The following is a 15,736-nucleotide window of genomic DNA, read 5'->3' as shown; positions in this document are numbered from 1 at the left end:
TCTGTCTCTTGTGGTGGCAGTACAATTCGGACGCGGGGTGGAGCAGCTCGGTAGCTCGTCGGGCTCATAACCCGAAGGTCGTCGGTTCAAATCCGGCCCCCGCAACCAACTATTTGTATCCATGGCAAGCGCTAGCGCCTGCGGTGGAAACGAAGACAGCAAGGGGCAACTGCTCTGTCTCTTGTGGTGGCAGTACAATTCGGACGCGGGGTGGAGCAGCTCGGTAGCTCGTCGGGCTCATAACCCGAAGGTCGTCGGTTCAAATCCGGCCCCCGCAACCAACTTCCTATCTCTATTACGCTAATCCTCAGCTTGTCATCCAGCCGCCTTCGCGGTTTTTCTGCTTTGTGCCGCCTTCACGCTTGATATTGATTTTCAAGTGCAAATCTGGCTGTGACCCCGCTTTGTTGGGTATCATCACTGGTATCTCTTCATGGATGAGGGCCTTGCCCAATGATGCAACCATTTACCTATCTGCCGCCGCAGATCGACATTCACGACGCCGGCCTCGCTGCCGTCCTCACCAACGGCCTGGCCGCCAATCTGCTGATCTGCGCCGAAGAGCGCCGTGAAAGCCTGCTGGCCCTGCCCGAGTTTACTGCCGTCGGCGCCCAGATCGCGCTGGGGCAGAAAGCACCCTACAGCCTGGTGCTGCACAATACCCTGCAACTGCTGATCTTCCTGCCGGCACACCCGGCGCGCGATCACTCCCTCTACAAGCAGGTGCGCAGCTGGGTTGCGCCGCTGGCCGGGCTCAAGATCGAGCGGTTGGGGCTGCACCTGGAAGGCTTTGACGAGGCCGATACCACGCTGTTGGCCGAACTGGTGCTGGCCACCTTGCTGGCGGCCAACGTGCCGCTGCCCAGTCACAAGCATCGCAGCGAAGATCCCTGGCGCTACCAGCAGATTGCGGTGTCCCCCAATTGCGTGCTGGATCTGGCGCGGATCTATGCCGAGGCGGAAGGCAACGGTCTGGCGCGCCATCTGGCGGTGTCGCCGGCTTCCGATCTGACCGCCCGCAGCTACCGGGAGTGGGTGCGTCAGCTCGCCCAGAGCGAGGGGTGGCAGTGGCATGAATACGATCAGGCCCAACTCGCCGAGCGGGGGGCTGGCGCCTTCATCGCGGTGGCGCGCGGCTCGGAAGACAACCAGGCCGCCATGGTCAAGCTGAGCTACTGTCCGCCCAATGCGGTGCGGCGGCTGGCGCTGGTGGGCAAGGGGATCTGCCACGATTCGGGCGGCTACAACCTCAAGATCTCCGGCAGCATGTATGGCATGCACCTGGACATGGGGGGCAGCGCGGTGGCGCTGGGGACGCTCCACGCCATCAGTCGGGCCAGGTTGCCCTATGAGGTGCACTGCTGGCTTGCCATCGCCGAGAACCACATAGGCCCGCTGGCCTATCGGCCGGGGGAGGTGGTGACTGCCCTCAACGGTACCACCATCGAGGTGGTGGACACCGATGCCGAAGGGCGCATGGTGCTGGCGGATACCCTCTGCATGGCGGTGCAGGACAACCCGGATCTGCTGATCGACTACGCCACCCTGACCGGGGCTTGCAAGCGGGCACTCGGCAGCCGCTACAGCGGCGCCTTCACCAACCGCCCCCAGTGGCTGGGGGAGCTGATCAATCTTGGCCAGCGCAGCGGCGAGCGGATCTGGCCCTTCCCGCTGGATGAGGACTACGACGACAACCTCGATAGCGAGTGGGCCGATCTGTTACAGTGTGCGCCGGGCTCGTCGCCGGATCACATCGATGCGGCCCGCTTCCTCAGCCGCTTCGTCCCCGCCCAGACCCCCTGGCTGCACCTCGATTTGAGCGGTTTTCGCAACAAGGGCGGCAATGGCGTGGTCAGCAGCGAGGTGACCGGATTCGGGGTCAGATTGACACTGGATCTGCTGGCCGGCCCGCTGGGGCGGCGCAATGAATTTGATCAACCAGAACAGTAAGGGATCCCGTGAAAGTACCAAGTTATGACTGGGTGTTGTTCGATCTGGACGAAACACTGCTCGATTTCCCGGTCGCCCAGGCGCTGGAACAGACGCTGCACATTTACGGCGTGACGCCGACCCCGCCCAAGATGGCGGAGTACCATGCTCTCAACCACCGGCTCTGGCAGCAGTACAACTCCGGCGAGATTGATGCCACCCACCTGCAGCAGACCCGCTTCTCCCTGTTTGCCGAACAGGTGGACGTGGCGCCGATGGCGATGAACGATACCTTCCTGCAGCAGATCATCGCCCTGAGCATGCCATTGGAGGGGGTGGTGGAGACCCTGCAGGTGTTGAAGAGCAAGGTGAAGATGGGGATCATCACCAACGGTTTCAGCCTGCCGCAGCGCGGTCGCCTCGACAAGCTGGGCTGGAACGAGTGGTTCGAGCCGCTGGTGATCTCGGACGAGGTACAGGTGACCAAGCCGGCGGCGGCCATTTTCCAGCATGCCCTCGAGTTGATGCAGCGCCCGGATCCGGCGCGGGTGCTGATGGTGGGGGACAACCCCAAGACCGATATCGCCGGCGCCGCGGCGCAGGGGCTGGCAACCTGCTGGTACAACCCGGCTCGCCAGGATGGTCCGTGCGAGGCGACCCACGAGATCCACCACTTCGCCCACCTCTCGGCCATCGTGCTGGGACAGTAGGTGCAACAGACCCCCTTGCCACACAAGGAGTGAAAAAAAACAAGGCAGCCCACGGGCTGCCTTGTTTGTATCCGGCTGTTTGCTAGCGGCCGAGGCGGGTCAGCAGCCAGGACTCCAGCAGTGCCACGCCGGGGGCCAGCACGGCCTCGTCGAAGTCGAACTCCGGGTGATGATGGGGCGCCGCCAGATTGGCCCCCAGGATCAGGTAGGCCGCCTCGCCACCGCTTCGCTGCACCCGCTCGATGAGAAAGCCCGCGTCCTCGCTGGCGCCGAAACGGCGGGTATGGATGGTCTCCAGCTTGAGCGCCTGGGCGAGCGGGATGATCTCTTCGAGCAGGGCCGGACTGTTGTCGATGCCGATGGCTTCACCCTGCTTGCGAATGAGATAGGTGGCGCCCTGCATCATGGCTGCCCCTTCCACCATCTGCTGCACCTGGCTGAACATGTAGTCGTTGAGGGCCGGCGTGGCGCCCCGGGTTTCTCCCTGCAACAGGGCGTGACCCGGGATCACGTTGCGGCCGCTGCCGCCATGGAGCTGGCCCACGTTGATGCGGGTCATGCCATCGCGGTGACGGGCGATGCCGAGCATGGCGGTGGTGGCCATGCAGGCCGCCGCCAGCGCATTGCTGCCAGCGTTGGGCTCAAGCCCCGCGTGGGCGGCACGCCCCATGAATTCCACGTCGAACTTGGTGGAGCAGAGAAACTCGGTGGGATTGACCACCAGCTCGCCGCTGTTGGCATGAATGCCGATGTGCAGCGCCAGCAGGGCATCCACGTCGTCGAGTTGACCACCGGCGGCCAGCGCCTTGCCGCCGCGACAGCCCTCTTCGGCGGGCTGGAAGAACAGCTTGATGCGGCCGTTCAACCGATCGGCGAGGGCGGCGATCCGCTCGGCCAGCACCAGCCCGATGGCGGTATGGCCGTCATGGGCGCAGGCGTGCATCCAGCCGGCGTTGCGCGAGTGCCACCCCTCCTGGCTGGGGGGATGCAGCTCATCCTGGCTCTCTTCGACCTCCACCGCATCGATGTCGAAGCGAAAGGCCAGGGTCGGACCGGGACGGCCGCTGTCCCACAGCCCCATCACGCCCGTTATCTCTTCGATCCTGCCCAGCCAGTCCGGATGGGCACCCTGGCGCAGGGCTCGCTCCTTCTGGGCCTGCACGTCGATGTTGCGGCCCATGATGAGGTTGCTGGCCAGCAGCTTGTCGCCCAGCATGATGGAGAAACCGAGTTCGCTGAGGTGGTGGGCGATGAGGGAGCTGGTACGAAATTCACACCAGGCCGCTTCGGGCAGACGATGAAGATCACGACGCCAATGGCTTAGCGCATCTTGTGTCATGGTAATTCCTGCATGGCGAATCCAGCGGAGATTGTGACGGGCAGGGGGACAAGAGTAAATCCCGCAGATGCAAATGCAACAGGGGGAGCCACTGGCTCCCCCTGTTGACGCGCTACCTCTGGCAGGCAGCTGTAATTATGTTCGCTTGGTCGTACTAATGGCCGTATTTGTCGCTGTTTTCGATGAACCACCAAAAAATGACATTAAGCGGTGAATTAACCAGCGTGGCGATGCCTGTCGTTGCCCATCAGGATCATTGAGTGGGCAACTAACCGCCTCAAAGCTGTGACAGTGACGGCAGAGAGACGGCAACCAGAGTGAAAAACACAGTAAAAACTGCAGTAACCACAAACTCTTTCATATTTTTGTCTCCCTTGGCTGACTGTTGATGGAACCAAGATACCACAATTGTGCGGTAAAACAATAGTAGATTGCACTTATTGGCTTGAATCTATCTAGCACGCGTCGAAAGCTTCATTTTTGCATTTTTAAGCTCATTTTATCGTCTTGATGGTCATGTTATGCGGTGCAGAGACGTGATCTATTGAGTTATTTCAATTAAAACAATGTATTAGTTCATTATGTTGCGATATCAATGAGGGGTTTTATATGAGGCTTTTTGTTTTTTTTTTAAATTATGTCGGCAAAAAAAGACGTTTTTTAGGGGGGAGTGATGACCCCGCTATGGTTTGGGCTGTTGTCAGCGCCATTTTCCGTCTCTAACATGTTTTTGTCGCAGTCGAATGGTTTTTCCCTGTCCTGACGCTACCTTCTGACATGTCTCTTCCCGTCTTTTTGCAAAATCCCCTCTGCTGATGGTGTTCTGTTGGCCCACTTTTCGTCTCTGTTCGGATCTTTTCCAGGCATGTTGGCGGCCCGATGGGGCGCCTGCGGTCGGCAACGCCAAGGTGCAGAGCAAGAAGAGTGTGCAGAGAGGTTGTGCTGTTCTTGGCAGAAGCCGGACTGCAGAGGGCCGTGTACCGCGTTGTTTAAGCCCTTAACCGAAGTAATGTCGGTTGAACCGGTTAACGGCGCAAGGAGCCCCGAAGAAAAGGGTGGGCAGGCGATAAACAGAGGAAGAGCTGCGAGGAGCGCAGGGAGGGTTGCAACGAGATGGCGTCATGGCACCGGGCGTGGCGAGCAGGGCCCAATGAAAAAGCCCTCCAGTGGAGGGCTTTTGTCACAGCAACCTGAAAGCGGAGCTTAGAACAGGGTGGTGGAGAGATCGTAGAGCTCCTGATCGAACGGGCGCTTGAGGTTCTCGATGCAGTCGATGATGTCGTGGTGCACCATCTCGTTGCGCTGGATGCCGACGCAGCGGCCACCGTGGCCGGCCAGCAGCTGCTCAACGGCGTAGGCGCCCATCCGGCTGGACATGATGCGGTCACGCGCGGTGGGGGTACCGCCACGCTGGATGTGGCCCAGGATGGTGGCGCGGGTTTCGCGGCCGGTCAGGGCTTCGATGTCCTTGGCCAGGGCGTTCACGTCGGTGACGTGCTCACAGATGGTGATGATGGCGTGCTTCTTGCCCTTGGCTTCGCCTTCCTTGATCTGTTGCAGCAGCTTGTCCTTGTCGAACGCCACTTCCGGCACGATCACGTACTCGGCACCGCCGGCAACGGCGGCGGACATGGCCAGATCACCGCAGTGACGGCCCATGATCTCGACCACGGAGATGCGATGGTGGGAGCTGCAGGTGTCGCGCAGACGGTCGATGGCGTCTACCACCACGTTCAGCGCGGTATCAAAGCCGATGGTGAAGTCGGTACCGGCGATATCGTTGTCGATGGTGCCCGGCAGGCCGATGCAGGGGAAACCCTCTTCGGTCAGCTTCTTGGCACCCATGTAGGAACCGTCACCACCGATCACCACCAGGGCGTCGATGCCGTGCTTTTTCAGATTTTCGATCGCTTCGGCGCGCACTTTCGGATCTTTGAAGGCGGGGAAACGGGCGGAGCCGAGGAAAGTACCACCACGGTTGACCACGTCGGAGACGCTGTGACGCTCCAGCTTGACGATACGGTCCTGGTGCAGACCGAGGTAGCCATCATAGATGCCGTAGACTTCCAGGCCATGATGCAGACCGGCGCGCACCACGGCGCGGATGGCTGCGTTCATACCCGGTGCGTCACCACCACTGGTCAAAACACCAATACGTTTGATTTGTTTGGTCATGAGTGCCTCTGGATCTGAGTTGTCGAATACGAAATGGTTGAATGAGACAAGCCACTTTTACTATATCGGCTTTCCTATGGGATGCGGCGGCGGCCATAGGAAAAGCGATATGCAGGAGGGGGCAAGCGCCCCCTCCATGGCAGCCGATTACTTGGCCGCGCCAGCGATGATCTGGGAGAAGTCGTCCACTTTCAGGGACGCACCACCTACCAGGCCGCCGTCGATGTCCGGCTGACCGAACAGGTCGGCAGCGGTGGCACCGGTGACGGAACCACCGTACAGGATCTGTACCTTGGCAGCCACGGCAGCGTCGAAGCCGGCCAGGTACTGACGGATGTGAGCGTGAACGGCCTGAGCGATCTCCGGGGTGGCGGTTTTGCCGGTACCGATGGCCCATACCGGCTCGTAAGCCACGACGGCGTTCTCGAAGGAGGCGATACCGCAACGGTCGATCACGGCTTTGAGCTGGGTTTCGACCACGGAGTTGGTGGTGCCGGCTTCGAACTGAGCCAGAGTCTCACCGATGCACAGCACGGGGATCAGGCCGCCTTTCTGGATGGCTTCGTACTTGGCAGCAACCACGTCGTCGGTCTCTGCGTGCAGGGTACGACGCTCGCTGTGGCCGACCAGGGAGTAGGTGCAACCGAAGGCTTTGAGCATGGACGGAGCGTTCTCGCCGGTGAAGGCGCCGGACTCGTGAACGTCGGCGTTCTGGGCACCGTAGGCAATCTTGCTGCCGGCGGTCAGTTGCTCAACCAGACCCAAAAAGATAACCGGCGGGCAGACGGCGACTTGCACAGAAGGATGAGCGGCAGCAGCCGGGGTCAGTCCTTTGATCAGAGCTTCGACGGAAGCTTTGGTGCCGTTCAGTTTCCAGTTACCCATTACCAGGTGCTGTCTCATCTTGTATATCTCCTAGGCATTTGATTGCGCGACATTATATGAATTGAACCGAGCCCAAGATAGCTGACCCGGCGGCAAATGACGTAATTTTTTTTCGCTTTCCTGATCCAAATCAGGAATGAAAGGCTCGATTGCTCAATCGTTAACCTGCCCTCGCAAACGGGCCCACCATACCCCAATCCATTCGTGAATGGCAGCCTCGGAATACATCAGATAGCGCCCTTTTGGCAGGTAGCTGTAGAGGGGCTGGGCCACCTGACTCTGCTTGGCGGTGTAGTCGGTGGGTGCGGGCACGGCGTTCAGTCCCTGACCCTGATAGAGCGCCATGGCCCGCGGTAGATGGGTTGCCGAGCTCACCAGCGCCACCCGTTTGCCCTTGAGATGACGGCTGATACTGACCGCCTCGTCGTGGGTGTCTTTGTTGTTTTCAAACAACGTCATCCGCGAGCGGGGAATGCCGAGGCTCACCGACATGCGGGCGTTGACCTCGGCGTTGGAGAGGGGATCTCCCGATACATAGCCTGAAAAAATCAGCTCCGCTTGCGGATAAGCCAGGGCCAGGCGTACCCCCTCGAGGGTGCGGGCCAGCGCAATATTGTTCTGCCAGGATCGCTCGGGCACCGCCGGATCGCTGACATGGCCGTTACCGAGCACTACTATGGCCTCGATGTCCGGATGCTGGCTTGTCTCGAAGGGGGGAAAGGTCTGCTCCAGCCCGCGGGCCAGCTCGTAGCTCACCGGTCGCATTCCCATCAGGGTGACCAGCAGCAGCGAGAGGGTGGCCAGCAGCTTGCCGGTCTTCTGGAAACGGGTGAACCAGAGCAGCAAGAGCGCCAGCAGCAGCAGGCTGAGGGAGAAGGGGAGCGGCATCAGCAGCTGGCCCAGCCACTTTTTGAGATCAAACAGGGCGTCCACTTGTTATTCCTTATATAACAATGCATTAAAAAATTATTAAGGATTTTGGCGCCCTTGTATAGGCGCCTGTTCCCAAGGCAGCATGGCGCCATCAAGATGCACAGGGTGTGCAGTGACTGCCTGCACAACCCCGAAAAGCGCGAAACGGGGGCAAAGTGGGCGCCAAACGATGTTTTTTCCATCACCTGGGGGAGGGAGCTGCGCCTTGAGTTTTCAGCAAATTCGGGATGTGACAGAATACCCTCTTTTTCGTCAGGCCCGTTTCCCGTGGCCACAGAGTTGAGTTCGTCTTGAAGCAAGATCAGAGTTTTGACGGGCGCGCCGACAAGTTCGCCCGCAACATTTATGACTCCACCAAGGGGCGCATCCGCACCACAGTGGTGTGGAGCGACATCGAAGCCTGCCTGGCCCGTCTTGGCAACCGGCCGCTGCGCATCCTGGATGCGGGGGGCGGCTTTGGCTATTTTGCCCAGAAGCTGGCGGCCATGGGCCATCAGGTGGAGCTGTGCGATCTGTCGGCGGAAATGCTGGCGCTGGCCCGCAGCCAGATCGCCGAGAAGGGGCTGGAAGACAGAATTCGTCTCATCCATTGCCCCATTCAGGATCTTAAAGCACACGTGACCGGCACCTTCGATCTGGTGCTCTGTCACGCGGTGCTGGAGTGGCTCGCCGAGCCGCGCCAGACCTTGCTCGGTCTGTTCCCTTTCGTCAATGCCGGGGGCATACTGTCGCTGCTTTTTTACAACCGTCACGGTCTGCTGTTCCAGAGCCTGGTGGTGGGCAATTTTGACTACGTGCGCCAGGGGCTCAACAAGAAGCGCCAGACTGCGCTGACCCCCACCAATCCCCAGCTGCCGGAGCAGGTCTACGACTGGATTGGCCGGGGCGGGCTCAAGATCATCGGCAAGACCGGGGTGCGGGTGATCCACGACTACATGCGCCACAAGCAGGATCAGCGGGAAAAGTTCGATGATCTGCTGGCCATGGAGCTGCAATATTGCCGGCAGGAGCCGTTTATCTCCCTGGGGCGCTATATCCACGTGATGGCGCAAAAACCTACCGGCTGAGGCCCCCTTTTTTGATGCTACCGGATGTAGCCGCGCGCAAGGCTTTGCGCTCAATACAACAACGAGATGACAACATCATGATGAGTACATCCCGTACCCTGCCCGAAATGGTGGGATGGGTCAGGCAGGAGGGGTTGGCGTTGAACCTGCCTACCGATCGGCTGGCCTTTCTGATTGCAATCAAGACGCTGTCCGAAGATGAATCGGATCTGTCTGAAGCGGCGCTGCACGATGCCTTCGGCTACGTCAGCAACGCCTTCGGCCAGATGGACGAGACCCTCACCGGTCGCGCCAACAACGCCATCAACGATCTCATTCGTCAGCAACTGCTGTCGCGCTTCAACACCGACATGGTGGCGGGGGAGAGCCTCTATCGCCTGTCGCGCCTTGGCATGAGCATCGTCGATTTCTTCATGGATCAGCGCCAGGTTGACTCCATCAAGCTCTCCATCCTGCTCGAACACCTGGCGGCCGAACTCGACACCGCCCGCAAGGCGGCGCTCGAGACCAACACCCGCGAGCAGTGGGATGCCGAGGTGCTGCCACGGCTCACCTTCTCGCTGGAAGAGACGCTGGGCCGCATCGATCTCACCCAGCGCGCCATGGACGAGCAGCAGAATCAGGTCAAAAACGAGATTGCAGCCCTGCTGACCCAGAACTGGGTCGATGCCATTCACAGCTGCGAAAAACTGCTGCACGAGACCGGCCAGACCCTGCGCGAACTGCAAGATACCCTGGACGCCGCCGGCCACCGCCTGCAGGCGGGGCTGCTCAACATTCAGGAAGCGGCGCAGGGGCGCGAGGATCTGTTCCACGTCGAGGAGCTGACCCACGCCCTGCAGGGGCGGCTGGATGTCATCACCAGCTGGGGCCAGCAGTGCATCGAGCTGTGGGCCCGCTATGACAGGCACGTCCACAAGTTCATCCGCAACGCCATCGACATGGACAAGAACCGCGCCTTCAGCCAGCGGCTGCGCGACTCCATCCGCAATTTCGAGCAACACAACTGGTTGCTGCGCGTGGCCGAAGAGCCGCGCCTGCTGGAGCTGCGCGACGAGACGATCGCCATCCATGACGAGGAGGTAACCGGCGAGGTGCCGCTCGAGATGGAGTACATGGAGATGGTGGACATCAACCAGGAGCTGGCCGAGCGCATCGAGCGCTACCTGGCCCGCTACCCGGAGCAGGGCCAGCAACTGGATCTCGCCGACGTGCTGCGCGAATACCTGCTGGACTACCCGGCCCATGCCCATTTCGACGTGGCGCGTCTTCTGATCGACCAGGCCGTGCGCCTGGGCCATGCCAGCGGCGAGCACCAGCTGCATCGTCAGCCCGCATGGAAACCCATTAACCAAGCTGGATCCAAGGTTCAGGCCTATGTCATTGATCAATACTGAATTTCCCTTGCCGCTGCGGCTCGCAGAGGCGATTGCCAACCCCTTGTTTCCGCGCATCGACACCGCCTTGCGCTCCGGCCGCCACATCAGTGCCGACGAGTTCGAACAGCACTCGGCGCTGGTGGAGTACCACCAGGAGCTGGAGATCTTCTACGGCCGCTATCAGGTTGAACTGATCAAGGCGCCGGAAGGTTTCTTCTATCTGCGCCCGCGCCCGAGCGCCGACATCGGCACCACAGTCCTCTCCGAGCTCGACATGCTGGTGGGCAAGGTACTCTGTTACCTCTACCTGAGCCCGGATCGGCTCGCCTCGGAAGGGGTGTTCGCCATGGGCGAACTGCAAGAAGAGGTGCTGAGCCTGGCCGACGAGAAGCAGCTGCTGCGGATGGTCAACAGCCGCTCCGGCGGCACCGATCTCGACAAAAAGAAGCTGCTCGAGAAGATCCGTACCTCCATGCGCCGCCTGCGCCGCCTTGGCATGATCACCGCCCTTGGCAACAGCGACAAATTCCGGGTCAACGAATCGGTGTTCCGCTTTGCCGCCGACGTGCGCTCCGATGAGGATCCGCGCGCCGTCCAGCTGCGGATGATCCAAGAGGGCGAGGCCATCTTCCACGACGACGAGATGCCGAGCAGCGACTCGCTGTTTGAGGATATCGAGGCGGATCTCGATGAAGAGCAGCTTGAACTGGAGGTGGAAGATGACCTGCAGCGTTAAACACAAGGCCCAGATGGAGGCAAAGTCGTGAGAGGCAAATTCAAATCCCTGACCATGGTCAACTGGAACGGCTTCTTCGCCCGCACCTTCGATCTCGACCAGCTGGTCACTACCCTGTCCGGCGGCAACGGCGCAGGCAAGTCCACCACCATGGCGGCCTTTATTGCGGCGCTCATTCCCGACCAGTCGCTGCTTCACTTCCGTAATACCACGGAGGCAGGTTCCTCCAGCGCTTCTCGCGACAAGGGGCTCTACGGCAAGCTGCAGCGCGGCCACTGCTACTCCCTTTTGGAAGTGATGAACAGCCGCGAGCAGCGGATCTGGGTCGGCGTTCACCTGGAGCAGGTGGCCAACCGTGACAACAAGGTCAACATCACCCCGTTCGCGCTGGTGGACGTGCCGGAGCAGTTGCAACCCACCGATCTGCTGCTGGAGAAGCTCGATGACGGCAAAGGGCGGGTACGTGCCTTCGCCGATCTGAAAGGGGCCGCCGCCGAGCTGGGGGCGCTGAAAGTCGCCAAGTTCAATACGGTGACCGACTATCACAACTTCATGTTCGAGTTCGGCATCACCCCGAAGAAGCTGCGTGATCAAAAGGATCGCGGCAAGTTCTATCGCCTGATCGAAGCCTCCCTCTACGGCGGCATCTCTTCCTCTATCAGCCGCTCCTTGCGTGAATACCTGCTGCCGGAGAACTCCGGGGTGCGCAAGGCGTTCCAGGACATGGAGGCGGCCATCTACGAGAACCGCCGTACCCTGGAGGCGATCAAGGAGACGCAAGGTCAGCGGGATCTGTTCAAGAACCTCATTACCGAGACCACCCACTATGTGGCGGCCGACTATGTGCGCAACGCCGCCGAGAAGAACCGTCTCTCCGAGCTGGCCCTCAAGGCGCGCCAGGAGCTGGCAGGCAAGCGTCGCCTGCTGGCCGAGGAGAAGCAGCGCGCCATCTATCTGGCCGACGAGGTGGAGCAGCTCACCAACCGCGAGAAACTGCTGACCGACGAGCTGGAGTCTGCCGCCGAGCACCTGGCCAAGGTGATGGCTGCCGTCAGCTTGCAGAAGAAGATCGAGATGTACCGCGCTGATCTGGCGGAGCTGATGGACAAGCTGGAGCAGCAGCAGGCGATCGTGGAGGAGATCCACGGCCAGCTGCTGGAGGTAGAAGAGCGCAAGGAACTGGCGCAGGCAGAAGTCGACAGTCTCAAGACCCAGCTGGCCGATTACCAGCAGGCGCTGGATATTCAGCAGACCCGCGCCATCCAGTACCGTCAGGCGGTGCAGGCGCTGGAGACTGCCCGCGAGCAGTGCGAGCTGCCGGGGCTCGGCGCCGAACAGGCGAGCGACACCCTGCATCAGTTCCGCAGCGCCGAGCAGAGCCTCACCAGCCGGGTGCTGGGGGCCGAACAGCAGCTGGCGCTGGCCAAGGCGGCGGTGGCCGAGCATGAAGCGGCGCTGGCGCTGCTTTTGAGCATCGCCCCCGAGACAGTGCGCGAGGCCGCCTGGCCCACCGCGCAGGCGCTGCTCAAGCGTCACATCGAAGACAAGGCCCGCATCGCCCAGGGGCAGGGGCTGCGCACCGCGCTGACTCGCCTCGAGAAAGAGAGCGAAAGCCAGCAGACGCTGCTGCGCTTGCGTGACGAGCTGCATCAAGCCTCTGGCCAGCTTATCGCGAGCCAGGACGAGCTGGAGATCTTCCTCGAAGCCCAGCGCACCCGCCAGGAGGAGCTCTCAGAGCTGCAGGCGGAGGTGAACCAGCGCCGCGCCAGCCTCGAGCATCAGGGCACCCAGCTCGGCCGCGATATCGCGGAGCTCACCAAGCTGGCTCCGCGCTGGCTCAAATCCTTTGAAAAACTCGAGCAGTTGCGCGAGCAGAGCGGTCTGCCGCTCGCCACCGCCGAAGAACTTTCTTCCGGCATGCAGAGCGTGCTCGACAAGGAGCGCGAGTTCGAGCAGGAGAGCAACCGCATCGCGGCGCAGAAACAGGCGCTGGAGCTGCAAATTCGCAACCTGCAGCTGGGGGCCGGCGAGGCGGATCCGCGCCTGGCCCGCATCGCCGAGCAGGTGGGGGGCGTGCTGCTCTCCGATGTCTATGACGACATCTCCATCGACGATGCCCCTTACTACTCCGCGCTCTACGGCCCGGCTCGCAGCGCTCTGGTGGTGCTCGACCTGGAAGGTGCCATCGAGCGGCTGAAAAAGCTGGAAGATTGCCCGGAAGATATCTACCTGATTCAGGGCAACCCCGACTCTTTTGACGAGGATCTGGTGGAAGCGGACGAGCTGGGGGACGCCGTGCTGGTGCGCACCAGCAAGCGTCAGGTGCGCTTCTCCCGCTACCCCGAGCTGCCGCTGTTTGGTCGCGCCGCCCGGGAAAAACGGATCGAGCAGCTTGACCTTGAACGCGAGGGCCTCATCGAGGGTTACGCCAAGGCCGCCTTCGAGCAGCAGAAGTACCACCGTCTCTACGGTCACTTCCGCGACTTTATCGGTCAGCATCTGGACATCGCCTTCCGCCCCGATCCCGAAGCCGAAGTGCAGGCCAAACAGGCCGAGCTGCGCGCGCTGCAAGGGGCCATCGGTGAGTGCGACAAGCAGCTGGCCGAGGCCAAAGCGGCCGCCGCCCAGCTGACCCGCCATATCCAGCTGGTGCAGGGCATGCTGCCCTTTGCCCATCTGTTTGCCGAGACAGATCTGGCAGCCCGCCTTGAGGCGGCTCACGCTGACGTTGAAGCCCTGAAACAGGCCGAAGCCTTTATCGCCAAGCACGGCAAGGCGCTGGAAAAACTGGAAACCATGGTGCAGGTGCTGCGTCAGGATCCGCAGGATCTTGCCGCGCTGCAGGCGGCTTACGATGAGGTGAGCGACTTGCTGGCCGAGCAGAAGCGCCGTTGCTACGCCCTCGATCAGCTGGTGGCCCGTCTGCCGCACTTTGCCTATCAGGATGCGCAAGACCTGCTGGGCAAGGCCTCCGAGATGAGCGAGCGGCTCAAAGAGAAGCTGAAAGCGGCCGAGCTGGCGGCCCGCACCGCTGGCGAGCAGCACAAGCAGATTGCCCAGCGCCACACCGAGGCGTTGCAACTGCGTACCGCCCTCAACTCCAGCGTCGAGGCCAAACGCCAGACCCTGACCGAGTTCGAGCAGGAGCTGGCGGCCATGGGGCTGACCCTCTCCGACGACATGGAAGAGAAGGCGCGCGCCCACAAGAAAGAGATTGAAGAGCTGCTGATCCGCACCCGTTCCCGTCGCACCAGCGCCGAGGCCCAGCTGCAGGTCACCAAGCGGGAGATCGAATCCTTGGGCGGTCGTCTCAAGCTCGAAGGCAAGGATTACTACAGCGCCCGTAAATCCCTGGTGGGTCACAAGGCGAGCTGGTCGCGGGTGGTGCGGTTGGCGCGGGAGACCGACGTCGAGAAGCGCCTCAACAAGCGTGAACTGGCGTACCTCGACAGCGACGAGCTGCGCTCCATGTCGGACAAGGCGCTTGGCGCCCTGCGGGTTGCGGTGGCCCATGACGAGGCCCTGCGCGATGCGCTGCGTCTCTCCGAGGGTAATCGCAGCACCGAGCAGAAGGTCGCCTTCTACGTGCAGGTTTACCGTTACCTCAAGGATCGCATCCGCAACGACATTATCCGCTCCGATGATCCGGTCGAAGCGATCGAGGAGATGGAGATCGAGCTGGCCCGCCTGGCTGACGAGCTCAAGCAGCGGGAAACCCACCTGTCGCTCTCCTCTCACGAGGTGGCGGCCAAGATCACCAACATCATCCGCCGCGAGCAGAACCGCATCCGGGTGCTCAACCAGGGCTTGCAGAACATCGCCTTCGGTCTGGTGCGCGGGGTGCGCCTCAACGTCAATATCCGCGAGGCCCACACCCGTCTGCTGACGGCGCTGGCCGATCAGACCGCCATGCACAACGATCTGTTCGCCGACAAGGAGCTCAGCTTCTCCGAGGCGATGGCCAAGCTGTTCCAGCGCCTGAACCCGCAAGTGGAGCAGGGAGATCGCAGCTATCAGGTGATGGGCGACGTGCTGCTCGACTATCGCAACTACCTGGAGCTGGAGATCGAGGTGCAGCGTGGGGCCGATGGCTGGCTGCGTGCCGAGAGCGGCGCGCTCTCCACCGGTGAGGCGATCGGTACCGGTCAGGCCATCCTCTTGATGGTGTTGATCAGTTGGGAGGAGGAGTCCCGCCGTCTGCGCGGCAAGGATATCGCCCCCTGCCGTCTGTTGTTCCTCGACGAAGCGGCCCGTCTGGATGGCAAGTCCATCGCCACCCTGTTCGAGCTGTGCGAGCGGCAGGACATGCAGCTGCTTATCGCGGCGCCCGAGAACATCAGCCCCGAGAAGGGCACCACCTACAAGCTCATCCGCAAGGTGCAGGGCAAGCACGAGCATGTGCATGTGGTGGGGCTGCGCGGCTTTGGCTTCGCCGACGACAAGCTCATCGCCTGACAGAGGCTGACGGACGAGGTATGAAAACGGGAGGCTTGGCCTCCCGTTGTGTTTGGAAACTGTGGCAAAGTAGCGGCGCGGCCATGGCTGGCCGGCACCACGCCGGTTCGCTCATGCCCGCTACCGCT

11 protein-coding genes and 2 tRNA genes are annotated in these 15,736 nt (G+C 61.5%); 8 read left to right on the top strand and 5 right to left on the bottom strand.

From position 1 onward, the window contains the following. Positions 1-31: 31 nt before the first annotated feature. A tRNA-Met gene (locus tag ACB032_RS06600) sits at positions 32-108 on the top strand. A gap of 96 nt (positions 109-204) precedes the next feature. Continuing rightward, positions 205-281 (top strand) — tRNA-Met (locus ACB032_RS06595). A gap of 26 nt (positions 282-307) precedes the next feature. On the opposite strand, the gene ACB032_RS06590 is transcribed toward ACB032_RS06595, so the two are convergent. Beyond that, the gene (locus ACB032_RS06590; RefSeq protein WP_155396425.1) at positions 308-466 is read right to left on the bottom strand and encodes a hypothetical protein; all 159 of its coding nucleotides are present in this window, start codon (positions 464-466) and stop codon (positions 308-310) included. Here ACB032_RS06590 and ACB032_RS06585 point away from each other — a divergent pair. Beyond that, positions 454-1,950 (top strand): leucyl aminopeptidase family protein, encoded by a 1,497-nt coding sequence (locus tag ACB032_RS06585; protein ID WP_371137601.1) that lies wholly within the window; start codon positions 454-456, stop codon positions 1,948-1,950. The two genes, ACB032_RS06590 and ACB032_RS06585, sit on opposite strands and share 13 nt — an antisense overlap. 8 nt (positions 1,951-1,958) lie before the next feature. Then, positions 1,959-2,639 (top strand): pyrimidine 5'-nucleotidase, encoded by a 681-nt coding sequence (yjjG, locus tag ACB032_RS06580; RefSeq protein WP_190284249.1) that lies wholly within the window; start codon positions 1,959-1,961, stop codon positions 2,637-2,639. An 82-nt stretch (positions 2,640-2,721) separates the two neighbouring features. On the opposite strand, the gene ACB032_RS06575 is transcribed toward yjjG, so the two are convergent. The 4 genes from ACB032_RS06575 to elyC form a co-directional block, all read right to left on the bottom strand. Next, complete coding sequence (locus ACB032_RS06575) at positions 2,722-3,978, bottom strand: M20 family metallo-hydrolase (RefSeq protein ID WP_102988848.1); 1,257 nt, start codon at positions 3,976-3,978, stop codon at positions 2,722-2,724. A gap of 1,203 nt (positions 3,979-5,181) precedes the next feature. Then, positions 5,182-6,153 (bottom strand): 6-phosphofructokinase, encoded by a 972-nt coding sequence (gene pfkA, locus ACB032_RS06570; RefSeq protein ID WP_011706225.1) that lies wholly within the window; start codon positions 6,151-6,153, stop codon positions 5,182-5,184. 147 nt (positions 6,154-6,300) lie between these two features. Beyond that, a complete protein-coding gene (gene tpiA / locus ACB032_RS06565; protein WP_011706224.1) occupies positions 6,301-7,056 on the bottom strand; it encodes a triose-phosphate isomerase in 756 nt (251 codons plus the stop codon). Positions 7,057-7,191: 135 nt separating this feature from the next. After that, a complete protein-coding gene (elyC, locus tag ACB032_RS06560) occupies positions 7,192-7,962 on the bottom strand; it encodes an envelope biogenesis factor ElyC (protein WP_371137607.1) in 771 nt (256 codons plus the stop codon). A 299-nt stretch (positions 7,963-8,261) separates the two neighbouring features. On the opposite strand from elyC, the gene cmoM reads away from it, so the two are divergent. The 4 genes from cmoM (at position 8,262) to mukB (ending at position 15,608) form a co-directional block, all read left to right on the top strand. After that, positions 8,262-9,038 (top strand): tRNA uridine 5-oxyacetic acid(34) methyltransferase CmoM, encoded by a 777-nt coding sequence (cmoM, locus tag ACB032_RS06555; RefSeq protein ID WP_029303111.1) that lies wholly within the window; start codon positions 8,262-8,264, stop codon positions 9,036-9,038. A gap of 77 nt (positions 9,039-9,115) precedes the next feature. Next, entirely contained in the window at positions 9,116-10,435 is a 1,320-nt protein-coding gene (gene mukF, locus ACB032_RS06550; protein ID WP_017410171.1) for a chromosome partition protein MukF, read from the top strand. After that, on the top strand, positions 10,416-11,153 hold the full coding sequence (mukE, locus tag ACB032_RS06545) for a chromosome partition protein MukE (protein ID WP_011706220.1): 738 nt from the start codon (positions 10,416-10,418) through the stop codon (positions 11,151-11,153). Before mukF ends, mukE begins: the two co-directional genes overlap by 20 nt. 27 nt (positions 11,154-11,180) lie before the next feature. Beyond that, positions 11,181-15,608 (top strand): chromosome partition protein MukB, encoded by a 4,428-nt coding sequence (gene mukB / locus ACB032_RS06540; protein ID WP_371137600.1) that lies wholly within the window; start codon positions 11,181-11,183, stop codon positions 15,606-15,608. The last annotated feature ends 128 nt before the right edge of the window (positions 15,609-15,736 follow it).

The organism is Aeromonas sp. S5(2024), from assembly GCF_041403025.1.
GTDB lineage: Bacteria > Pseudomonadota > Gammaproteobacteria > Enterobacterales > Aeromonadaceae > Aeromonas > Aeromonas hydrophila.
This window is presented reverse-complemented; position numbering and strand designations above follow the sequence as displayed.